The organism is Mesorhizobium sp. WSM4819 (assembly GCF_055811215.1).
In genome coordinates this window covers 16,014-38,160 of record NZ_JBVVQO010000023.1, presented here as the reverse complement: position 1 = coordinate 38,160, position 22,147 = coordinate 16,014, and the positions used below count along the sequence as shown (strand labels likewise).

Annotated in this window: 20 protein-coding genes and 1 other RNA gene; 9 read left to right on the top strand and 12 right to left on the bottom strand. The window is 62.8% G+C overall.

The window, feature by feature from the left end:
• Positions 1–4: 4 nt before the first annotated feature.
• Entirely contained in the window at positions 5–1,036 is a 1,032-nt protein-coding gene (gene rsmH / locus AC0L18_RS20600; RefSeq protein ID WP_473493954.1) for a 16S rRNA (cytosine(1402)-N(4))-methyltransferase RsmH, read from the bottom strand.
• Complete coding sequence (mraZ, locus tag AC0L18_RS20595) at positions 1,033–1,491, bottom strand: division/cell wall cluster transcriptional repressor MraZ (RefSeq protein ID WP_473493953.1); 459 nt, start codon at positions 1,489–1,491, stop codon at positions 1,033–1,035. Before mraZ ends, rsmH begins: the two co-directional genes overlap by 4 nt.
• A 426-nt stretch (positions 1,492–1,917) precedes the next feature.
• Between mraZ and AC0L18_RS20590 the strand changes: the two genes are divergently transcribed.
• Positions 1,918–3,033, top strand: a complete 1,116-nt coding sequence (locus AC0L18_RS20590) for a cystathionine gamma-lyase (protein ID WP_473493952.1) — start codon at positions 1,918–1,920, stop codon at positions 3,031–3,033.
• 9 nt (positions 3,034–3,042) lie between these two features.
• Here AC0L18_RS20590 and AC0L18_RS20585 read toward each other — a convergent pair whose 3' ends face one another.
• From AC0L18_RS20585 to AC0L18_RS20570, 4 genes are all read right to left on the bottom strand, one after another.
• Positions 3,043–3,345: a type II toxin-antitoxin system RelE/ParE family toxin gene (locus AC0L18_RS20585; protein WP_473493951.1), complete on the bottom strand. Its 303-nt coding sequence runs from the start codon at positions 3,343–3,345 to the stop codon at positions 3,043–3,045.
• Positions 3,342–3,617: a type II toxin-antitoxin system ParD family antitoxin gene (locus AC0L18_RS20580; RefSeq protein WP_123151966.1), complete on the bottom strand. Its 276-nt coding sequence runs from the start codon at positions 3,615–3,617 to the stop codon at positions 3,342–3,344. The genes AC0L18_RS20585 and AC0L18_RS20580 overlap by 4 nt, the downstream gene beginning before the upstream one ends.
• Positions 3,618–3,923: 306 nt before the next feature.
• Positions 3,924–4,321: RNase P RNA component class A (gene rnpB / locus AC0L18_RS20575), an RNA gene on the bottom strand.
• Between the two features lie 69 nt (positions 4,322–4,390).
• Complete coding sequence (locus AC0L18_RS20570; RefSeq protein WP_473493950.1) at positions 4,391–4,873, bottom strand: lytic transglycosylase domain-containing protein; 483 nt, start codon at positions 4,871–4,873, stop codon at positions 4,391–4,393.
• A gap of 7 nt (positions 4,874–4,880) precedes the next feature.
• Between AC0L18_RS20570 and AC0L18_RS20565 the strand changes: the two genes are divergently transcribed.
• Positions 4,881–5,213: a hypothetical protein gene (locus tag AC0L18_RS20565; RefSeq protein ID WP_473493949.1), complete on the top strand. Its 333-nt coding sequence runs from the start codon at positions 4,881–4,883 to the stop codon at positions 5,211–5,213.
• A 164-nt stretch (positions 5,214–5,377) separates the two neighbouring features.
• Here the strand turns inward: AC0L18_RS20565 and AC0L18_RS20560 are convergent, their stop codons facing one another.
• The 3 genes from AC0L18_RS20560 to AC0L18_RS20550 form a co-directional block, all read right to left on the bottom strand.
• Complete coding sequence (locus AC0L18_RS20560; RefSeq protein WP_473493948.1) at positions 5,378–6,139, bottom strand: N-acetylmuramoyl-L-alanine amidase; 762 nt, start codon at positions 6,137–6,139, stop codon at positions 5,378–5,380.
• Positions 6,136–6,855, bottom strand: coding sequence for a J domain-containing protein (locus AC0L18_RS20555; protein WP_023798724.1), 720 nt, complete (start codon positions 6,853–6,855; stop codon positions 6,136–6,138). The genes AC0L18_RS20560 and AC0L18_RS20555 overlap by 4 nt, the downstream gene beginning before the upstream one ends.
• Positions 6,856–7,185: 330 nt before the next feature.
• Entirely contained in the window at positions 7,186–7,386 is a 201-nt protein-coding gene (locus tag AC0L18_RS20550) for a hypothetical protein (RefSeq protein ID WP_023798723.1), read from the bottom strand.
• 200 nt (positions 7,387–7,586) lie between these two features.
• On the opposite strand from AC0L18_RS20550, the gene AC0L18_RS20545 reads away from it, so the two are divergent.
• From AC0L18_RS20545 to AC0L18_RS20535, 3 genes are all read left to right on the top strand, one after another.
• Positions 7,587–11,516 (top strand): hydantoinase B/oxoprolinase family protein, encoded by a 3,930-nt coding sequence (locus AC0L18_RS20545; RefSeq protein ID WP_473493947.1) that lies wholly within the window; start codon positions 7,587–7,589, stop codon positions 11,514–11,516.
• A gap of 82 nt (positions 11,517–11,598) precedes the next feature.
• The gene (locus tag AC0L18_RS20540) at positions 11,599–12,846 is read left to right on the top strand and encodes a BtaA family protein (RefSeq protein WP_473493946.1); all 1,248 of its coding nucleotides are present in this window, start codon (positions 11,599–11,601) and stop codon (positions 12,844–12,846) included.
• Positions 12,843–13,550: a class I SAM-dependent methyltransferase gene (locus tag AC0L18_RS20535; RefSeq protein WP_473493945.1), complete on the top strand. Its 708-nt coding sequence runs from the start codon at positions 12,843–12,845 to the stop codon at positions 13,548–13,550. Before AC0L18_RS20540 ends, AC0L18_RS20535 begins: the two co-directional genes overlap by 4 nt.
• A gap of 538 nt (positions 13,551–14,088) precedes the next feature.
• Here the strand turns inward: AC0L18_RS20535 and AC0L18_RS20530 are convergent.
• Positions 14,089–15,402, bottom strand: coding sequence for a serine hydrolase domain-containing protein (locus AC0L18_RS20530; RefSeq protein ID WP_473493944.1), 1,314 nt, complete (start codon positions 15,400–15,402; stop codon positions 14,089–14,091).
• Positions 15,403–15,625: 223 nt separating this feature from the next.
• Between AC0L18_RS20530 and AC0L18_RS20525 the strand changes: the two genes are divergently transcribed.
• Together AC0L18_RS20525 and AC0L18_RS20520 are read left to right on the top strand one after the other, a co-directional pair.
• Complete coding sequence (locus AC0L18_RS20525; RefSeq protein WP_473493943.1) at positions 15,626–16,417, top strand: glycoside hydrolase family 25 protein; 792 nt, start codon at positions 15,626–15,628, stop codon at positions 16,415–16,417.
• An 80-nt stretch (positions 16,418–16,497) separates the two neighbouring features.
• Complete coding sequence (locus tag AC0L18_RS20520; protein ID WP_473493942.1) at positions 16,498–17,673, top strand: lytic murein transglycosylase; 1,176 nt, start codon at positions 16,498–16,500, stop codon at positions 17,671–17,673.
• Between the two features lie 165 nt (positions 17,674–17,838).
• Here the strand turns inward: AC0L18_RS20520 and AC0L18_RS20515 are convergent, their stop codons facing one another.
• A complete protein-coding gene (locus AC0L18_RS20515) occupies positions 17,839–18,750 on the bottom strand; it encodes a LysR family transcriptional regulator (RefSeq protein ID WP_473493941.1) in 912 nt (303 codons plus the stop codon).
• Positions 18,751–18,881: 131 nt separating this feature from the next.
• On the opposite strand from AC0L18_RS20515, the gene AC0L18_RS20510 reads away from it, so the two are divergent.
• The gene (locus AC0L18_RS20510) at positions 18,882–19,613 is read left to right on the top strand and encodes an SDR family oxidoreductase (RefSeq protein ID WP_473493940.1); all 732 of its coding nucleotides are present in this window, start codon (positions 18,882–18,884) and stop codon (positions 19,611–19,613) included.
• Positions 19,614–19,738: 125 nt separating this feature from the next.
• On the opposite strand, the gene AC0L18_RS20505 is transcribed toward AC0L18_RS20510, so the two are convergent.
• Positions 19,739–20,959: an alanine racemase gene (locus tag AC0L18_RS20505; protein WP_473493939.1), complete on the bottom strand. Its 1,221-nt coding sequence runs from the start codon at positions 20,957–20,959 to the stop codon at positions 19,739–19,741.
• Positions 20,960–21,176: 217 nt separating this feature from the next.
• Here AC0L18_RS20505 and AC0L18_RS20500 point away from each other — a divergent pair, with 217 nt between their 5' ends.
• On the top strand, positions 21,177–22,094 hold the full coding sequence (locus AC0L18_RS20500; RefSeq protein WP_473493938.1) for a DMT family transporter: 918 nt from the start codon (positions 21,177–21,179) through the stop codon (positions 22,092–22,094).
• The last annotated feature ends 53 nt before the right edge of the window (positions 22,095–22,147 follow it).

The window sequence follows — 22,147 nt, the reverse complement described above, 5'->3', positions numbered from 1 at the left end:
GTGCTCACCTCTCTCCCGGCCGCTCGGCACCGGGAAGTTTTGGATCAGGAAGTTTTGGAAGCCCGAAAATCGAAAAATCGCCGGCGCGCGCCGGCGCGTCGGTGCGGATCGCCGCGCGCAGCCTTGCCGAGCGCGCCCGCGGATTGGCCGATATCTCGGCCTCACCGGGCGTCACGCCGCTGCCCACCTTTTTGAAGGTGGCGCTGCGCGCCTGCGCCTCGGGCAGGTGCCGCGATCCGGTCGCCGCATCGGCGCGATCGGCGATGAAGCGCTTGACGATGCGGTCTTCCAGGGAATGGAACGTCACCACGGCCAGCCGTCCGCCCGGTTTCAGCACGCGTTCAGCCGCAAACAGCGCTTTGGCCAGTTCGCCGAGTTCGTCATTGACGAAAATGCGCAGCGCCTGGAAGACGCGGGTCGCTGGATGGATCTTGTCCTTCGGCGCGCGGCCGATATGCGTCTCAATGGCGTCTGCAAGGTCGAGCGTGCGCTCGAACGGATGTTTTTCGCGACGGCTTTCAATCATGCGGGCGATGCGGCCGGCATGGCGCTCTTCGCCAAGAAACCCGAAGATGCGGGCAAGATCGCCCACCTTGAAAGAGTTGACGACATCGGCGGCGCTGAGGCCAGCCTGCGCCATGCGCATATCGAGCGGTCCGTCGGCACGAAACGAAAAACCGCGCTCCGCCTGATCGATCTGCATGGAGGAGATGCCAATGTCGAGCACGACGCCGTCAGCGCTTTCGACATGCTCGTCCAATGTCGAGAACGGCGCCTGGACGAGCCGGAGCCTGCCGCCCGATTGTTGCTCGAGAACACGACCGGCAGCAATCGCATCCGGATCGCGGTCGATCGCGACAACCGAGGCGCCCCTCGCCAGAATGGCTTTGGTGTAGCCGCCGGCGCCGAATGTGCCATCGACGACCACCTCGCCCGTCTTGGGCGAAAGCGCCTCCAGCACTTCGGCAAGGAGGACCGGAATGTGACGGGCTGGTCCGCCAACGGCGTGAGGGTCATCGCCGTAGCCCGCCATCATTCCGGCCGCTCCCCAGGCTTCGTCCCCTGCCGAAGCTGCAAAAGCCGGGCGCGTGCTTCCGCCCCATAGGCGGTGAGCCGTCCAGGTTCCCAGATCTGAAAGAAATTGCCGCGGCCGACAAAAGCCACTTCCGCGGCAATGCAGGTATGCTCGCGGATGAAATCGGTCATCGAGATGCGGCCGTCCTGATCGAGCTTGAGAAAGGTTCCATCGCCATGGCAGAAGAACGACATGTCGTCCGAGGTCTGCCGGAAGGGGTCTTCCTGCGCGATGCGCTGCTCGTAGCGGTCGAGCAGGTCGAGCCCGCCGACATCCATCGCCGGACGGTCCAGGCAGCGCAGCGCATAGAGTTCCGAATAACCGCGCTTCTGCACAACCGCACGGAAATGCGCTGGAACGGACACCCGCCCCTTCGCATCGATCCTGTTCACCGCGCTTGACAGAAACCGGTCCATTACGCGTTACGGCCGCTTGCGCCGCCGCACCCCTCTGCATCTTCCCGCCCGCGCCGCCGCAGCGCGGTCCCTGCCCAAAACTCACTTCGTTCCAGATGGCAAAAACAGGCGAACGCGCAGCCGCCGCGGCTGCCCGATTGGCGTACGCTTCACCCTGACGCGGAACGAAGGCTTGAATATCTGAATGGGATATCATGGGGCACTATGGGCGTCAACGGGAACAGGCTTCACAAAACGCGCGCCACAACCGATGAGGGCAGCTTTGACGGCACTCCCGTGTTTATGCTCCATTAAGCCTAACGAAGCGTTTAGAGCCGATTGGCCAAACCGGAGGCGGCTTGCCGAGGAGGGCCACCACGCATAGCGTTGGCCTATCTTTTCTCGGTCAGAAACAGGTTCTTTTCTCGGTCAGAAGGTTGAAAATACATGTCCGAAACAGCCAAGTCGCGCGCGGCCACCCTCGCCCATTTGCGTGGCGTCAAGCTCGCCAAGGGCGACCCGGTCTCGCTGCCGCTGACAATGACGACCACTTTCCATCTGCCCGGCAATCCGGCCGGCGTCAGCCAGTACGGGCGCTACGACAATCCGACATGGGAGGCGGTGGAAGACATGCTCGGCCATCTCGAGGACGCGCCGTCCGTAGCGTTCCCGTCGGGCATGGCGGCGATCGCGGCGGTCTTCTTCGCGCTGCTCAAGGCCGGCGATCGCATCCTGTTGCCGTCCGATGGTTACTACACGCCGCGTCTGCTTGCCGAGCGCTTCCTCAAACCTTTCGACCTCCCGTTCGACACACGACCGACCAAGTCCTTTGTGGACGGCGGTTTTTCCGGCTACCGGCTGGTGTTCGTCGAGACCCCATCCAATCCTGGGCTGGACATTTGCGACCTGGCCGGCGTGGCGCGCCTTGCGCACGAGGCCGGCGCGCTGGTCGTCGCCGACAACACCACGATGACGCCTTACGGTCAGCGCCCGCTCGACCTCGGCGCCGATATCGTCGTTGCTGCTGACACAAAAGCGCCCAATGGCCATTCCGACGCGCTGTTCGGCCATGTCGCCAGCCGTGACGCCGGGATCATCACCGCCATCCGCGAGTGGCGCAAACTGTCGGGCTCGATCCCAGGACCATTCGAAGCCTGGCTGGTCCATCGAGGCCTCGAGACGCTGGAAGTCCGCTTCGAGCGCATGTGCACATCGGCCGAGCTGATCGCCCGACGCCTGACAAATCATCGGGCCGTGAAATCCGTCCGCTTTCCTGGACTGGAGGATGACCCTTCGCACAATCTGGCGACCACCCAGATGCAGCGTTTCGGCTTCCTTGTCGGCCTCGACCTGGGCAGTGAAGCCAGGGCCGAAGCGTTCATCGGCGCCTGCGCCCTGATCCAGCCGGCGACCTCCTTCGGCGGCGTCCACTCTTCGGCCGAGCGGCGCGCCCGCTGGGGTGATGCGGTGCCGCCCGGCTTTGTTCGCCTGTCGGTCGGCTGCGAGCCGGTGGAAGCGCTTTGGCAGGCGATCGAGGCGTCGCTGGACGGCGTCGACGGTTGACCGAACCGATCACGAAGCCAGATCGTCGGCTTCGATATTGCGCCGGCCATGCAGCACACGCAGGATCTCGACTGCATCCTCGCCGACACGGTACAAGGTGAGGTATTCGCCGACGACCAGATGCCGGATGCCGGGCGCAATGTCTTCGCGCGGTGCGCCCGAGAAAGGATAAGTCGTCAGTTGCTGCCAGCGCGCTTCGATCCGGTCGAGCAGCCGGTCCGCTGCAGCCTCGTCGCCTCGCGCGATATGAAGCCAGATCGCGATCAAATCCTCTTCTGCATTTGCAGTTCGGACGATGGGCAGCAAATTCATGCTGCGTTATCGGATTTCAATCGCCTACGTGCTTCGGCCTTGATTTCATCGATCGACGCAAATCGTCCCGGTCCGCTGTCGATCCCCTCCTGCACCAGTTTGCGCAACTCCTCGACCGTGTAGCCGTGCAAGTCACGGCGGTCCTTCCATTGCCTGAGTGCGTCGCGGATCACCTCACTCGCCGAAGCATATTCGCCGGCGGCGACCACATCGTCGACCGCCGCCGCCAATTCCGGCGAGAGCGTAATGCTGCGCTTGTCGACCTGACCCATGATGCGCTCCTGATACTGCCTGTACTAATGCATGTCGCGCAAAAGTGTGCAGCGGTTCTGCGATAACGACATGCATAAACAACAACCTAAAGCGCGTCGCGAGAGGACGGTCGAACGCGACGCGCTTTAGGAAAGTACGATTTAATCGCACCAGTTTCAAGAAACGCTTGCTCCATGCACAGCCCAGTAAAAGCTGATTCAGTCAATGAAGCGCCTGAACCAGCAAGCGCGCCCGAAGACGCAACCTGCTGATATCAGGGAGTTTCCCCCCAAGAATCTGGACGAAAACGTAGAATCTGGACGAAAATTGCCAGCTGGCCTGTAAGCCGGGTTCTGTATGGCCCTCGCCCCTTGCGGCGCGAGAACGTGGCGGCCATTCATCTTGGGCGCATGTTGCCATGTGCCTCACGCAACCTACCCGGGCGGTGAGCCGGAAACAGCCCTCGAGGGTTTCCCCTCGCACCGCCCCTATTCGGTCTTGCTCCCGGTGGGGTTTACCGTGCCGCTCCTGTTGCCAGTCGCGCGGTGGGCTCTTACCCCACCCTTTCACCCTTACCACGACGGATCGTGGCGGTTTGCTTTCTGTGGCACTTTCCCTAGGGTCGCCCCCGCCGGCCATTAACCGGCACCGTGTCTCCATGGAGCCCGGACTTTCCTCACCCGCAGCCTTTCGGCTTCGCGGGTGCGGCCGCCCGGCCAGCTGGCAAGGCGTATAAAGGGATTCACATTCGAAAACGCAAACAAAAAAGCAGGTCCCAGTCTATTACGATCTATTACGCCGGCGCTCCAAGCGCGGCCAGCTGCACTTTGACCTTGCCGCAATAGGCCGCGGAAATCGGGTTCATCCGCTTGGCGCCATGGCCGGCATTGTACTTCAGGATCGTGCCGCAGGTCGTGCCGTCGCCGAGGTTGCGCGCCATGGCGAGGTATTTCATGCCGTATTTGATGTTGGTCTCGGGATCGTGGAGACCCTTGATCGAGCCGCTGTAACCCATCATCCGCGCCGTCGACGGCTTGATCTGCATCAGGCCGATCTCACCGGCGCGGCCGACCTGGTTCGGCTGAAACCTGCTCTCGATCATGATGACGGCCTTGGCGAGCGAGACCGGCACACCATTGCTGGCCGCATGACGCTCGATGATCGTCGAATACTGGCCGCTCTCGCCAGCGGCCGCCGGCTTCGGCGCCGCCGCCCGGCTTTGCCGGCCGATCGACGCCGTCGTCGCCTGGTCGATGCGGGTCCTGTTGCGCTTCACATGCCGCTTGGAGACTGACTTCTTTGCAACGGCTGCCTTCTTTGCAACGACTGCCTTCTTTGCAACGACTGCCTTCTTTGCAGAGACCTTTTCCGCCTTTGCGGATGCTGGCTTTTTCGCTTTCACCACAGCAACTTTTTTCGCCTTTGCGGAGGCTGTTTCTCCGGCATCTTGCCCGGCTTTCGGCGTGGCAGTCTTTTCGGACGCGGTCATGAAACCCTGGTCGGCCCGCTGGCTCAAAGGCGCGCCATTGGCCGCACCGATGGCAAAAGTCATTACGCCGGCAGCAACAGCTGCCGTTAAAACGGTCAATTTCTGCATGGGATCCTGTTCTGTTTGAACCGCGCGAAGAACTTCACGCAGCTACGCCAATCAACGTCGGAACATTTGGGAGGCTGTAGGTCCGACAACTTGCACGGATCGCCTTTGACGGTCGAATTGGCGGCAAAAAAGGCGGGGCAAGTCACTTTAAATGACAGGCTGTAACTTACAGCCAGGAAAAGACTACTTGGACGGAACTGCCCTCACCGAGCCAAGCAGCCGTTCCAGCGTGCGAATTGTCGATCCGTCGGCCACGCCATCCACTTTGCGTTGCCGGAAATGCCTCTGGAAAGCCTCGACCACGATTTCGGTTTGCCGGTCGAAAGCGCCTGATATCTCCACGCCATAACCGTAGAGCGCCAGCATCGACTGCAGCGCCTCGACCTCGGCAGATGCGTCGCCGGCCTTCAGCACCGCGCCGCGCCTGACGGATGCCGCTTCGACAAGATGGCCGACACCGGCCTCGAACAGGGCCTTCCAGGGGAATCTCTCGCCCGGGTCGATCTTGCGTCCTGGCGCCACGTCGGAATGCGCGAGCACCCGTTGAGCCGGGATGGAATGGCGCTGAACAATCCCCTTGCACAGGCCGATCAGGGCATCGATCTGCCGTTTCGGAAAATTCCGGTAGCCCAGCGAATGTCCCGGATTGACGATCTCGATGCCGACCGAACAGGAGTTGATGTCGCTACGTCCGAACCAGGAACTCTTGCCGGCATGCCAGGCACGGTCGCTTTCCCTGACCATCTGGACGATGCGACCGTCCTCATGGACGAGGTAGTGCGACGAAACCTCGCTGGCTGGATCGCACAGCCAGGCTTCGGCGCCGGCGCCGGTCTCCATGCCGGTGTAGTGCAGCACGATCATGTCGACTGTCTCGCGTCGTGGACCGAAATTCGGCGATACCCTGACCTCGGCGCTCGGCTCGTCGGGCAGGAAGCCGCTCATGCGTGCCGCAGGCCCCGTTCGATCATCTCATAGGCCGCGTTGATCGCCGCTATCCTGCTGGTTGCGATCTTGATGAATTCCTGCGGCAGGCCGCGTGCGATCAGCCGGTCGGGATGGTTGTCCGAAACCAGCTTGCGGTAACGCTTCCTGACCTCCTCGAAGGTTTTTCCCCGCTCGATGCCGAGCACGACATAGGGATCGGCCGCACCCAGATCGACGTGCCGGGCCAGAATGCTCTGGTAATGCGCCTCCTCGATCCGGAAGATCTCGGCGATGCGATGCAGGAACTGACCTTCGCGCTCGTGGACCAGCCCGTCGGCCTTGGCGATATGGAACAGCCCGTCGAGAATGTCCTCCAGCATCGCGCAGTTCGAATGGCCGGAGCCGCAAAGCTGCGCCATGCGCGCGGCATAGGTCTCGAAGCCGGCGATGTCGCGCTTGGCCAGATCGTAGAGCCGCGCCACATTGCGCGTCTGCTCCTTCGGCACTTCGAATATCTGCTGGAAGGCGCGCACCTCGTCCTGGGTGACGATGCCGTCGGCCTTGGCCATCTTGGCCGACAGCGCGATCATCGCCACCGAGAAGGCGACGCGCCGGCGCAGGTCGGGGTCGCCGGAGAAAACCGTGCGCACAGCCTCGACCACGTCGGCGACGCCGGACGAGGTTGAGGACGAAACGCGGGTGATGAAGTCGCCGAGGCGATCCCAAATCGACATGGGCACCTATTAGGGCTAACTGGCCGCCGCTATCAAGCCCACCGCTATCAAGCTGAAGACAATGCCGCAGGGCCGGCCCAGCCGATTTCGCGCCCTCCTGAGCAGGCGGCCTCCCTGAGCAGCTGGCGCAACCGTCGATCATGGAAATTAGCAGGCAGCAACGGCCATGGCGCGCGAAACTGCAAGCCTTCGTCACCTCGCCATTTCGGCCCCTTCTGCTGGTGCCAAAAAGTGACAGGCGAAACCGAGCTTGCGGCGGCTGCCCGCAAGAAGACTGTCCTGAAGTCAGAAGGCCGGCAGGATGCCGGCCTTCCGTTCATCACATAAGAATTACTGCGCCGGCGCAGATGGCTGTGCCGGAGCCGGCTCGGCCGGCTTGGTCGCGTCGGGAGCCGGCTGCATCGGCTGTTCGTTCGCCGGCGGATTGGTGCTCTGCGTGGTGGTAGCGTCCCCGCCCGTGCCGCTGTCGCTGCAAGCCGCAACGCCAAGCAGGGCAAGCGCCGAAACCGACGCAAGAATGAGTTTCTTCATGACATCTCTCCTCTAATCACGCCCCCGCTACCGGTGACGATCGAGGACAGAATGCACCAAATGCCCCATGGGTTTCATAACGTTGCATTTCCGTATGTAACATCATCTGCTTTTGCGTTGCCGGCGAAGCCATGGCGAATTAACACCAGACCATGGCGAATTAGCACATTTGAATCAATAAAATGCCCGGGAGAGCTGCCGTGACCGTCAAATGGGATTTCTGGATCGACCGCGGCGGCACCTTCACCGATGTCATCGGCCGGGACCCGCAAGGCGGGCTGCACCCGCGCAAGCTGCTATCCGAAAATCCCGAAGCCTATGCCGACGCCGCCATCCAGGGCATTCGCGATCTGCTCGGGCTAAAATCCGGCGCGCCGATCCCATCCGGCCTGATCGGCGACATCAAGATGGGCACCACCGTTGCCACCAACGCGCTTCTGGAGCGCAAGGGCGACCGTGTGCTGCTGCTCATCACCAGGGGATTTCGCGACGCGCTGAGGATCGCCTATCAGGCGCGGCCCGATATCTTCGCCAAGCAGATCATCCTTCCCGAACAGCTCAACGAGCGCGTCATCGAGGTCGACGAGCGCGTGCGCGCCGACGGCCGCGTTGAAAGGCTGCTCGACATCGCCGCCATGCGCCCGGCCATCGAACAAGCCAGGGCCGACGGCATCGACGCGGTGGCGATCGTGTTCATGCATGCCTGGAAATATCCCGACCACGAAAAGGCGGTTGCAAAAGTCTGCAGGAAACTGGGGTTTTCGCAGATCTCGGTCAGTCATGAGATCTCGCCGCTCATCAAGCTGGTCGGCCGCGGCGACACCACCGTGGTCGACGCCTATCTGTCGCCGATTCTGGCAAGGTATGTGCAGAAGGTGGCGCAAGAGCTGGGCGTCCTCTCCCCCCGCGAGGGGGAGATGGCTGCGCAGCCAGAGAGTGTCATCTCAGAAGGCACCGCCAGAGCGTCGAACCCAGTCGAACCGACCCCTCCCGGCGGCTTCACCGCCACCCTCCCCTCGAGGGGGAGGGAATCCCCTCGCCTGATGTTCATGATGTCATCCGGCGGCCTTACCGCCGCCGATATGTTCCAGGGCAAGGACGCGTTGCTGTCCGGTCCGGCCGGCGGCGTCGTCGGCATGGTCGAGACAGCAAAGCTCGCCGGTTTCGACAAGGTCATCGGCTTCGACATGGGCGGCACCTCAACCGACGTCGCCCATTATGACGGCGACTATGAGCGCGCCTTCGACACCGAGGTTGCCGGCGTGCGCATCCGCGCGCCGATGATGCGCATTCACACCGTCGCCGCCGGCGGCGGCTCCATCCTGCACTACGAGGCCGGCCGTTTTCGCGCCGGGCCGGATTCGGCCGGCGCCAATCCCGGCCCGGGCGCCTACCGACGCGGCGGCCCGCTGGCCGTCACCGACGCCAATGTCATGCTGGGCAAGCTGCAGCCCGGCTTCTTCCCGGCCATTTTTGGACCCGGCCAGGACGAGCCGCTCGACGTGCAAACCGTGCGCGAGAAATTCGCCGCACTCGCCGCCGAAATCGGCGACGGCCGCGCGCCGGAGGCGGTCGCCGAAGGGTTCGTCACCATCGCCGTCGAAAACATGGCCAACGCCATCAAGAAGATTTCCGTGCAGCGCGGCTACGACGTCACCGAGTATCTCCTGAACTGTTTTGGCGGCGCCGGCGGCCAGCACGCCTGCCTCGTTGCCGACGCACTCGGCATGGAGGCGGTGCTGATCCATCCCTTCTCCGGCCTGCTGTCGGCCTATGGCATTGGATTGTCCTCGATTTTTTCGTCGCGCCAGCAGGCGCTGCTGAAACCGCTGGCGGAAGTGTCCAGGCCGGCAATCGACGAGCTCATCGCGATGCTGCGCAAAGCCGTCATCGACGAACTTGCCGCGCAAGGCATTGCCGAGGACGCCGTCGCCTCGAAACCGGTGCTGCAGATCCGCTACGACGGCACCGACACCGCGCTGCCGGTGAATTTCGGGCACGGTTCGATCGCACGGGCCAAGGCGGATTTCGAAGCCGCCCACAAGGCGCAGTTCGGCTTCGTCTATGACGACAAGCCGATGATCGTGGAATCGGTCGGCGTCGAAGGAATCGACAGCGGCGACGCCGGCCGTGAGGAAAGTGATTCAATCCTTGAGGACATCGCCGCAAGCCCTTCGGAAAATCGGCAAATCTTCATCGACAGCACCTGGCAAGACGCCGGCATTTTCCGCCGCGAGGCGCTCAAACCGGGGCACAAACTAGGCGGCCCGGCCCTGGTCATCGAACCGAACCAGACCATCGTCGTCGAGCCGGGCTGGCAGGCCGAAATCACCGCCAGGAACCACGTGCTCCTGCGTCGCATCGAGAAAAAGCGCCGGCTGGCGGCGCTCGGCACCGAGGCCGATCCGGTCATGCTGGAGGTGTTCAACAACCTGTTCATGTCGATCGCCGAACAGATGGGCGTGACGCTGCAAAACACCGCCTATTCGGTCAACATCAAGGAACGGCTGGATTTCTCCTGTGCCGTCTTCGACCGCAATGGCGCGCTGGTCGCCAATGCGCCGCACATGCCGGTGCATCTCGGCTCCATGGACCGTTCGGTGGAAACCATCATCCGGCTCAACTCCGGCGACATTCACCCCGGCGACGTCTTTGCACTGAATGCGCCTTATAATGGCGGCACACATCTGCCCGACATCACCGTGGTGACGCCGGTCTTTGAGGATAGGCGCCCAACCTCCCCCCATGTGGGGGAGATGTCGGCGAAGCCGACAGAGGGGGGCGCTGTCCCGCCAACGCCTCCAATTGGCGAGCCGGCATACCGCGAAGCTGAGCGCTCGACGTTGCCCCCCTCTGCCCTGCCCTCTTTGTCACCACTTGGCATCTCCCCCACAAGGGGGGAGATCGGCCAATCGCCAAAGATCCTCTTCTACGTCGCCTCGCGCGGCCATCATGCCGATATCGGCGGCACCGCACCCGGCTCGATGACGCCGCTCGCCACCACCGTCGACGAGGAAGGCGTGCTGTTCGACAATTTCCGCATCGTCGATCGCGGCCGCTTCCGCGAGAAGGAGCTGGAGACACTGCTCACCGACCACCCCTACCCGGCACGCAACCCGCACCAGAACATCGCCGACCTCAAGGCGCAGATTGCCGCCAATGAAAAGGGCGTGGCCGAGTTGCGCGAGATGGTCGCGCATTTCGGCCTTGGCGTCGTCGAAGCCTATATGGGCCATGTCCAGGACAATGCCGCCGAAAGCGTGCGCCGCGTGCTGGAGCGGCTGCCCGACAGCTCCGTATACGAGTATCCGACCGACACCGGCCAAATCATCAAGGTGAAGATATCGGTCGACCGGCAAAAGCGTGAGGCGACCGTCGACTTCACCGGCACATCGCCGGTCATGAAGAACAACTTCAACGCCCCCGAGCCGGTCGCCCGCGCAGCCGTGCTCTATGCGTTCCGCGTCATGGTCGAGGACATGATCCCGATGAATGCCGGGTGTCTGAGACCGATCAACATCATCATTCCCGAGGGTTGCATGCTGAAGCCGACCTACCCGGCCGCGGTCGTCGCCGGCAATGTCGAGACCTCGCAGCACGTCACCAATGCGCTGTTCGGCGCCATGGGCGCGATGGCCAATGCGCAAGGCACGATGAACAATCTCACCTTCGGCAACAAAAAGTACCAGTATTACGAGACGATCTGCTCCGGCTCGCCGGCAGGCCGGATGAACAGCGGTCGTGGCTTTGCCGGCACCTCCGGCGTCCACACCCACATGACCAATTCGCGCCTGACCGACCCGGAAGTGCTGGAGTTGCGGTTCCCCGTCCTGCTCGAGGATTTCCACATCCGCGAAGGCTCCGGCGGCAAAGGCAAATGGAATGCCGGGGACGGCACCGAACGCACCATCCGCTTCCTCGAAAAGATGGAATGCGCGATCCTGTCCTCACATCGCAACCGCCCGCCGCAAGGCCTGGACGGCGGCGGCGATGGCGAGGTCGGCTCGACCAAGGTCCGTCGCAAGGATGGCCGCATCGAAGTTCTGAAGGCTTGCGACCAGACGCTGCTCGAGGCCGGCGAGGCCGTCATCGTGACGACGCCGACGCCGGGCGGATTTGGCAAGGCCTGAACTCGCCTCAACAGACTGTCACCGGCCTGTCATCCACCTGCGCTACCCGCTTGCGGCAAAGCAAACGGGGAATCGCCTTGCCATGACCGACATTTCCGGAGAACTGGTTTTTCGCCGCGGCAAGCAAGTTGGCAAGGCCGTCTACCAGAACCGCCCGCTGTCGAAGGCCGGCCTCTCAGAACGGCTCTTCGCCTTGCTGTTTTCCGGCCTCGTCTATCCGCAGATCTGGGAAGACCCCGACGTCGACATGGAGGCGATGCAGCTTGGCCAGGGCCACCGCGTCGTCACCATCGCCTCGGGCGGCTGTAACATCCTTGCCTATCTCACCCGCTCACCGGAACGGATAGACGCCGTCGATCTCAACGCCGCCCATATCGCGCTGAACCGCATGAAGCTCGAAGCGGTGCGCCATCTGCCGTCGCAGGGTGACCTGTTCCGTTTCTTCGGCGTTGCCGAGACCCGTCACAATTCGCAAGCCTACGACCGTTTCATCGCGCCGCATCTCGACCCGGTCAGCCGTCATTACTGGGAACATCGCAACTGGCGCCGGCGTCGCCGCATCGCCGTCTTCGACAGCAATTTTTACCAGACCGGGCTGCTCGGCCTGTTCATTGCCATGGGCCATCGCACCGCCAAATTCTTCGGCGTCGATCCGGCCGGCATCATGGAAGCCAAAAGCCTCGTCGACCAGCGCCGCTTCTTCGACGAGGAACTGGCGCCGGTTTTCGAAAAACCGCTGCTGAAATGGGCAACATCGCGAAAAGCCTCGCTGTTCGGCCTCGGCATTCCGCCGGCGCAGTACGATTCGCTGATCACCTCGGGCGACGGCACCATGGCCAGCGTGCTGAAGGCCCGGCTGGAAAAGCTCGCCTGCGATTTTCCGCTGGAGAACAACTATTTCGCCTGGCAGGCTTTTGCCCGCCGCTACCCCAATCCCGGCGAGGCGGCGCTGCCTGCCTATCTCGAAAAACGCAACTACCAAGCGATCCGCAACAATGTCGACCGCGTCGCCATCCACCATGCCAATCTGATCGAGTTCCTTGCCGGCAAGGATGCCGGTTCGGTCGACCGCTTCGTCCTGCTCGACGCGCAGGACTGGATGACCGACGACCAGCTCAATGCGCTGTGGGCCGAGGTCACCCGCACCGCGTCGATCGATGCTCGCGTCATCTTCCGCACTGCGGCCGAACCCAGCCTGTTGCCCGGCCGGGTCTCGAAGTCGCTGCTCGACGAGTGGAGCTATGCGGACGAGGCCTCGCGCGAATTCTCGGCCCGCGACCGTTCGGCCATCTATGGCGGCTTCCACCTCTATGTGAAGCAAGCCGCATGAGCGCGACCGACCTGCCGGCCAGGCACGGCGAGCTGCCGGCCGGGCACGGCGAACCGCCGGCCGGGCACGGCGAACTGATGGACGGCGTCTACCGCTGGCAGCGCCACGTCTACGACCTGACCCGCAAATACTACCTGCTCGGCCGCGACCGGCTGATCGCGGGGCTGAATGTGACCGCCGGCGGCACCGTGCTCGAGCTTGGCTGCGGCACCGGCCGCAACATCGTCCTCGCCGCCCGACTTTATCCCGACGCCCGCTTCTTCGGTCTCGATATTTCAGCCGAGATGCTGGAAACGGCCACCGCTGCCATTGCCCGCGAAGGTCTCTCCGGCCGCGCCAAGCTGGCGCGCGGCGACGCCACTGATTTCGACGCGAAGGCGCTATTTTCCGTCGAAAGCTTTGACCGCATTTTTGTCTCCTATTCGCTGTCGATGATCCCCGGCTGGGAGAAGACGATTTGCGCGGCACTTGCAGCCCTGTCACCCGGCGGTTCGCTGCACGTCGTCGATTTCGGCCAGCAGGAAGCCCTGCCCCGCTGGTTCCGCACGCTGCTGCGCGGCTGGCTGAGAAAATTCCACGTCGAGCCGCGTGAGGCCCTGCGGGACGTCCTGCAATCGGAATCTGCAAGACGCGGCGCAACCCTTCGGTTTAGAACGCTTTATCGCGGTTACGCGTGGCTGGCCGTCACCAAGATCGCCATTTAGTTTTTTGGCTCTTGACTGAGCCCTCTGGACGGTCGCTGCCGACCGACCTGCAGCCGCCAATCTCCAACGTCTGCAATTAGCCGTAAGCCCCCTGCGCCTTCGTCATCCCAGGGCGAGCAAGGAGCGAAGCGACGGCGCAGACCCTGGGATCCATTCCGTGACATCACCCGAAGGATGCAGCGGCTCAGAACGAAAACGGTAGCGATCCTTCGCGCCCCCCTCTGTCCTGCCGGACATCTCCCCCACTTGGGGGGAGATCAGATGTCGCGTCCGGCTTCCCCAATCTTCAACGTTGAAAGAAGGGTGAGGCGCGCGAGCTGCCAATCTCCCTCCTTGTGGGGGAGATGTCCGGCAGGACAGAGGGGGGCGCCTCGCTCCGCGATCGAAGGTTCTGCACCGCAGCAGCGCTCCAAGGTCACGGAATCCCAAGATCGGTCGCATCGCTTCGCTCCTCGCCCGACGAGCGGGCGCGTGTTGATCGTGGAAGGCCTTTGGCGACGGCTGCATAGACGCTGCGGCGAGCGACCGCCACATTCCTCTAATCCAGCGCCTTCACCAGTGCTGCCAGCATGGTCTGCGGCCGGTAGCCGAGCTTGGCCGGCGTCAGGCCGAGCCGCACCACCACTAACTGCTCCGACGGGATGATGGAGACCGTCTGCCCGTCATGGCCTTCCATCCAATAGCTATCCCCAGGCAGGCCCGCAGCGGTGCCGGCGCCCGGGCTCTCCTCGTCGCCCGGACCCTCGATCCACACCTGGCCCCTGCCATAGACTTTCGAGGCGGGTGCGGCTTCCCGCATCCAGGCGACGAAGCCCGCAGGCAGGATCTCCTGGCCGTTCCAGACACCGTCCTGCAGCAGGAACTGGCCGAAGCGCGCCCAGTCGCGGGCGGTGGCGTAGAGATAGGACGAGCCGGCGAAGGTGCCGTGCTCGTCGGTCTCCAGTACCGCGCTCTGCATGCCGAGTGGGTCGAACAGTGCAATCCTTGGCCACGCCAGCGCCTTGTTCTTGTCGCCGATCGCATCCTGCCAAAGCCGCGACAGCATCGCTGCCGTGCCGCTTGAATAGGAAAATACCTTGCCCACCTCGCCGGTCAGCGGCTTGGATCCGGCAAAGCCCGCCATATCAGGCTCGAGATAGAGCATCCGCGTCACGTCGGTGACGTCGCCATAATCCGTTTTCCAGGGTCCGAACAGGCCCTGGTTGGTCATCACCATCTTGCCGTCCTTCACCACCGCGCCGACGATCGCGGCATTGACCGTCTTGGTCATCGACCAGCCAAGCAACGGCGTCTTTTCGGTAAAACCTGCGCCATAACGCTCGGCGATGACGCGGCCGTTTTTGACCACCACCACCGCCCGCATACCGGCGCCGGTCATCGCAGGATCGTCGAGGATTTTCGCGATCTCGGGGTTTTGCGATGCGTCGACCTTGTCGCCCTCCGGCCAGAGCGCGTCGAGCCGCGGCGCCGGTGTCAGCGCCGGCCCGGCGACTGCTTTGGCCCGGGCGATGTCGCCGCCCGGAACCGCGGTGCAGCCAAGCCCGTCTCGAACGACGGCGACGCTCTTGCCGAACACGCCGAATAGCCCGGCCCAAACCGTGCCCTGTTCCTTGTCGACGGACATCCTCATCAGCCGCAGCAGTGGATGGCCCGGCGCCTGCACGTCGACTGCGAGCACCTCATCGGCATCGCGTCCGGCGATGAAGACATTCGAGCAGACGATCTTGGCCGTATAACCCGAGCCGACTCGGATCAGTTCCGGCGGCGCGATGTAAAGCCAGGCGGCGAGTGCTGCGACCGCCAATACGGCCAGCCCGAGCAGCCACTTCACCAGCCTCAGAGCAATCTGCATTTTCCGATTCCCCCGGACGCTCATCTATGCCATCGATTTGCCGTCATTGCTTCGGCAAAATCGCGGTTCTGGTCGAGCGCTGTCAACGGAATATCAACCATGATCAGCGATATACCAGGGATAGGAGAGCGGTCCTGTGGGGCGATCGCTTGGGGGCACGGTCGAGGGACCACCTGCAGCAACAACCCATCAGCGGCCGGCTGAAACCGGTTCAGGAGTAGCGATGCGCCGTTTCGCGGCTTTCATCTTGCTGACGCTGCTGGGCGCCTGCTCGACCGTCGACGATCTTGCGCCTCCCTCATCGAGCGCCCCGAGCGTTGCGGTGCGCGCACCCCGTTTTGACGACTCCGACCCGCATGAGTGGGACAGCGGCGCCCCTTGGAGCTATGCCGTTCACGGCACCGACGTCTCCAAATACCAGACCTCGGTTGATTGGCCGGCGGCCAGGGCCAGCGGCATTTCCTTCGTTTTCATCAAGGCGACGGAAGGCGGCGATCGCTTCGACGCATATTTCAACGAGCATTGGAGCCGCACGAAAGCCGCCGGAATCCCGCGCGCCGCCTATCATTTCTACTATTTCTGCACACCGGCCGCGACGCAGGCGCGCTGGTTCATCCAGAACGTGCCCAGAGACCGCTCGGCAATGCCGCCGGTTCTCGACATGGAATGGAACCCGCAATCGCCGACCTGCAAGCTGCGTCCCAATGCGGCCACGGTGCGCAGCGAGATGAGCACTTTCCTCGAAATCGTCGAAAAGCACTATGGCAAGAAGCCGATCATCTACACCTCGATCGATTTCTTCGATGACAACGGCCTGTCGGCCTTCCGCGGCTATCCCTACTGGCTGCGTTCGGTGGCCGGCCACCCGCGCAAGAGATACGGCAGCCACCCGTTCACCTTCTGGCAGTACACCGGAACCGGTATTGTGCCGGGCATCTCAGGGAAGGCCGATATCAACGTGTTCAACGGCTCGGAAGCCTCCTGGAACAAATGGCTGCGGCAGAACACCCGTTGACAGCGGGCCTGCAGCCTGCTTTTCGACACAGCCAATGAAGGACGCCTGCAACCGCCGGTAATCTTCTCGGGAGGATGGCGATGCGATTGCGCTTGGAAATTCTCGCGGCGCTGTTTCTGGCCGCCACGGCGCCGGCGGTGGCACAGCAATGTGGTGGCGATTTCCAGGCATGGAAGCAGGGCGTTGTGGCCGAGGCGAAGAATGCCGGCGTCGGCACTGCCGGACTCGAGGCGCTGGAAACCGCCGCTCTCGATGGAAAGGTGCTGGCGCGAGATCGCGCTCAAGGCGTCTTTACCCAGACCTTCATCGAGTTTTCGAACCGCATGATATCGGCCTATCGGCTGAAGCAGGGCGCGGTCATCTTAAAGGAATATGCCGACGTTTTTGCCCGCGCCGATCGCGAATTCGGCGTTCAGGCCCCGGTCATTGCCGCCTTCTGGGCGCTGGAAACCGATTTCGGCGCCGTGCAGGGCGATTTCCAAACGCTGAACGCGTTGGTCACGCTCTCTCACGACTGTCGTCGCCCGCAGCTCTTCCGGCCCCAGATCGTGCCATTGTTGACGCTGATCGATCGCGGCGTGGTCCCGGCCGACGTCACCGGCGCCTGGGCGGGCGAAATCGGCCAGACGCAGATGCTGCCTTCCGACTATCTCGGCCGAGGCGTCGACGGCGACGGCGACGAAGTGATCGACCTGCGCGGCAGCGCGCCTGATGTGATCATGACCACGGCCAACAAGATCACGTCGCGCGGCTGGAAACGCGACCAGCCCTGGATCGAGGAAGTCCGCGTGCCCGACGACTTGCCCTGGGACCAGACCGGCCGCACCAACAAGCTGCCGCTGACGCAATGGGCTCAGTGGGGTGTCACCAACCCGAACGGCACGCCGCTTGTCGACAACGGCCTGAAGGCAGGCCTCGCACTGCCTATGGGCCGCAAGGGGCCGGCCTTCCTGGTCTACGGCAATTTCGACGTCTACCTCGAATGGAACCAGTCCTTCACCTATGCACTGACCGCGGCAAATCTCGCCGCGCGGCTGGCGGGTGCGCCGCAATTCGACCCGCGCAATCCCGAACCCGGCCTCAACGGCGACCAGATGAGGGCGTTGCAGACAAAGCTCGAGGCCAGAGGCTATGACGTGGGAACGGTCGACGGCATCCTGGGCACCAACACCCGCGAAGCGATCCGCAAGGAGCAGATGCGGCTAGGCCTGCCGGTCGACGGCTGGCCGACACCGGAGCTTTTGGCGAAGCTGTAGCAGGTTAGTGAATAGCAGTGAGTAGTGAATGGTGAATGGTGAATGGTGGTGAGTGGAACTAGGTACTCACTACTGACTACTGACTACTGACTACTTACTACTTACTACTGACTACTGACTTATTCACTATTCACTATTCACTATTCACTATTCACTATTCACCATTCACCATTCACTAATCCGTAATCGCCTGGCAAGCAGGAAGTCGATAAGCACTCGCAAGGCCGGCGGAACCTGCCGGGAGCTTGTATGATATAGGTAAAAGCCCGGAAATCTCGGCGACCAGGCTTCGAGAAAACGGATAAGCTTGCCGGTTTCGATCCACGGCCGAACCTGGTAATCCAGCATGTAAACCACGCCGATCCCATCCAGGGCTGCCCTGATCATCAGTTCCGTGTCGTTGACCGTCAGACCGCCGTTCACGGCTATTTCGAAAGCGCGCTGGCCTCGCGCGAACTCCCATCGATAGATGTTGCCGCCACCGGGCCACTGGAAATTGATGCATTGGTGATGGTGCAGATCGGCGGGATGACGGGGCATGGGGTGATCCTCGAGATAGCTGGGCGCCGCCACCGCAGCCATCTCCAGTTCGTCGCTGAGTTTCACCGCCACCATGTCCTTATGCAGCCGCTCACCAAGCCTGATTCCGGCATCGAATCGTCCCTCGACAATGTCAGTCAGTGTGTCGTCGACGATGATGGTGAGGGCAATGTCGGGATAGGCCCGGCGGAAATCGCCGAGCATTGGAGCGATGAAACGCATGGCGGCGATGCGTGGAACGTTGATGCGCAACGAGCCTGCCGGTCGATCGCGCGATGCATGTGCGTCGGCGACAGCCCCTTCGAGTTCACTGAATGCCGGAGCGAGGCGGGCAAACAGCGTTTCGCCTGCAGTGGTCGGCGACACGCTGCGTGTCGTGCGGTTGAGCAGCCGGACACCGACACGCTCCTCCAGCCCGCGTATCGTCTGGCTAAGCGCCGGCGGCGAAATCCTGAGCCTGGCCGCGGCGCGGACAAAGCTGCCTTCCTCGACGATCGTCGCGAACGCCTTCAGCTCGGAAAACTCGGTCCCTCGCATTATGTACCTCAGACTTAACAAGGCTGTTCGATAATAGACTATTATCTGAGCAATAGCATGCCCCTAACTTCGACATGGAACCGACGCTCGATTTGGAGCGGCCGTAGCCAGACGAGAAAAGGACAGCAGCTATGTATCATTCGCTTGATGGCAAAACCGCGCTCGTGACCGGCAGTTCGCGCGGCATCGGCCGCGCCATCGCCGAGGGGCTCGCGGCAAACGGCGCGGCCGTGGTCGTCAATTATGTCGGCAACGAGATAGCCGCCCAGGAAGCCGTTGCCGCCATCCGCGAGAATGGCGGCAAGGCCGTCGCCATTCGGGCCGATATCTCCATTGCTTCCGACATTCGCCGGCTGTTCGATGAAACCGAGAAGCAGATGGGCGCGATTGACATCGTCGTCGCCAATGTCGGCGTCGCCGTCATAAAGCCGTTCGTCGAGGCCACCGAAGCCGACTTCGACCAAGTCTTCGGCGCCAATGCCAAAGGCACCTTCTTCACGCTTCAGGAAGCGGCGCGCCGCGTGCGCGACGGTGGCCGCATCATCGCGGTTTCCACCGGTGGAACCAAGATGTTCTTCACCCAGACCGCCCTTTATCTCGGCAGCAAAGGAGCCGTCGAGCAGTTCGTCCGCGTCCTCTCGCGCGAACTCGGACCGCGCTCCGTCACCGTGAATGCGCTTTCGCCGGGCTTTACCGACACCGACCTGCTTCCGCAGCGGGACCGGGCCGTGGCTGCCGGCATGTCGCCCTTCGGCAGGATCGGAGCGCCGCGCGATGTTGCCGATGTCGCGGTTTTCCTGGCCTCCGACGAGGCCCGCTGGCTGACCGGCGAGAACATCCAGGCCGGCGGCGGCGTTGCTTAGTGAGTAGTGAGTAGTGAGTAGTGAGTAGTGAGTAGTGAATGGTGAATGGTGAATGGAATTAGATATTCATTACTGACTACTGACTACTCACTATTCACTATTCACTATTCACCATTCACCATTCACTAATCCGCCATCGTCTCCAGGCTGGCAAACCCCTGCGGCGCGTCACCTTCATCGAACGGCGTCGTCACCTCGACAAAGGTGTCGGGATAGAAGCCGTTGAACCGTGTCCTCAGCGACAGCGAATAGGCGCCGATATGGCCGATCTCGATCCAGTCGCCGGTATCGACCGTCTCCGGCAGCCAGAACGGCCGCGACAGGATGTCGACGGAATCGCAGGTTGCGCCGCAGACCTTGAACGGCACGATGGTCTTCTCCTCGCCGTTGCGCGAGCGGATCGCCGGGTCTGGAATGAAGCGCGCCGGCAGCGTGATCTTGCCGGTCCATGAATCCGACAGCGACGCCCAGATGCCGTCATTGATGTAGAGCCGCTTGCCCTTGCGCAGCAGCACACGCACGATCAGCGACAGGCAGCGCGCCACGATCACCCGGCCCGGCTCCGCCACCAGCGGCATCTGGTCGAACTGGTATTCCTTGAGGTCGCCCGACAGCCGCGACATGATCTGGCCGAGCGACGGCATCTCGATCTGCTTGCGGTTGGGATCATGGCCGTATTCGGCGGGAAAACCACCGCCGACGTCGAGGCCGGCGATGTCGAAGCTGACGCGGTTGCGCACCCAGTCGGCCGAGGCCAGCGCGCGCTCATAGGTGTCGGGATCCTCGATCTGACTGCCGACATGAAAGCATAGCCCGACCTTGTAGCCGGTCCGGTTCAGCCGTTCGGCCAGTTCGACCGCATTGGCCGGTCCTGCGCCAAACTTCTTCGACAGTTCGTAGGCGGCCGATCCTTTCGTCTGGATGCGCACGAACACGGTGATCGCACCCGGATCGATGTCGAGCGCCCGCACCACGCGGGTCAGCTTGGTGATCTCGTCCTCGTGGTCGAGCGAGATGACCCGGATGCCATATTTCTCCAGCGCCAGCTTGATGTCCGACTGTGCCTTGACCGGATGCATGTAGAGCATCTCGGCGTCCAGCGAGACCGCGCGCACGGCGGCGAACTCGCCGGGCGAGGCCACGTCGAAAGCGCCGACGCCGGCCTCGACCAGCGCCTTCAGCACGATCTGCTCGCCGTTGGTCTTGACCGCATAGGCGGTCTTGCCGGGAAACATGCCCATGAACTGCCTGGCGTCCGCCTTCAGCACCTGCGGGCGGAAGCAATAGATCGGATCGTCCGGGCGAAGCGCCAGCGCCGCTTCGCGCGCATTTTCGAATTGCTGCATGGACGAATCCCTTGGCTTAGACTGCGCACAATTAATCCAACCTATGCGGGAATGAAAACAATTCTGTGTCTCGCACCCCTGACGCTGCGGCGCTACGGCAGATGATGGAATGCTAGTCCACTGATCTGGTTTCGGGTGGCCCTTGCCGTCGAACAGAATATGGCCTGAACAGACGCCTGTTTGACTTGGCATTCAGAACCATCCGGGAGGATTCTCCATGGCGATCACAACCACGACGGCAATGCGCGGGCCTATGGTCTTGAAAGACTGGGCGCAGCTTCTGCTGCTCGGTGCGATCTGGGGTGGCTCGTTCTTCTTTGCCCGCATTGCGGTTGTCGAGATTCCGCCGCTGGTGCTGGTGCTGTTTCGCGTCGCCATCGCGGCGCTGGCGCTGCATCTCTATCTCGGCCTGCGCGGTCCGTCCTTCCGAATCGCCTTGCCGCATGCCGACCTGTTCTTTCTGCTGGCGCTCGTCAACAACGTCATACCGTTCTCGCTGATCTTCGCCGGCCAGACCGAGCTTGGCGCCGGTGTCGCCTCGGTGCTCAATTCGACGACGCCGTTCTGGACGTTGATCCTCGCCAACGCGCTGACATCAGACGAAAAGCTCTCCTGGAACAAGCTTGCCGGGATCGCGCTCGGCATCGTCGGCACGGCGGTGATGATCGGTCCCGGCCTGCTTGCCGGGCTGGGCGGTCCGGTCTGGGCGAAATTCGCGCTGGTCGGCGCCTCGCTGTCCTATGCGGTGGCCCTGATGATCGCCCGCCGCTTCAAGGGTGTGCCGTCACCGGTCATCGCCACTGGACAATTGACTGCTTCGACCATCATCATGATCCCGATCGTGCTGCTTGGCCACGGCACTGCCAACCTGTTTTCGGCCTCGCCGCCGGTCTGGGCGGCGGTGTTGGCGCTGGCCCTGCTGTCCACCGCCTTCGCCTACATCCTCTATTTCAACCTCGTCGCCTCGGCCGGCGCCACCAACGCCTCGCTGGTCACGCTCATCGTGCCGGCCAGCGCGATCCTGCTCGGCTTTCTGTTCCTGGGCGAACGGCTCGAATTGTTCGAGCTCGGCGGCATGGCGCTGATCGCGCTTGGCCTCGTCACCATCGACGGCCGCCTGTTCGGCCGACGCTGATGCATGTCACCAAAGCGCGCCCAGGCGCGACACGCTTGAGAGCTTCGTATCCA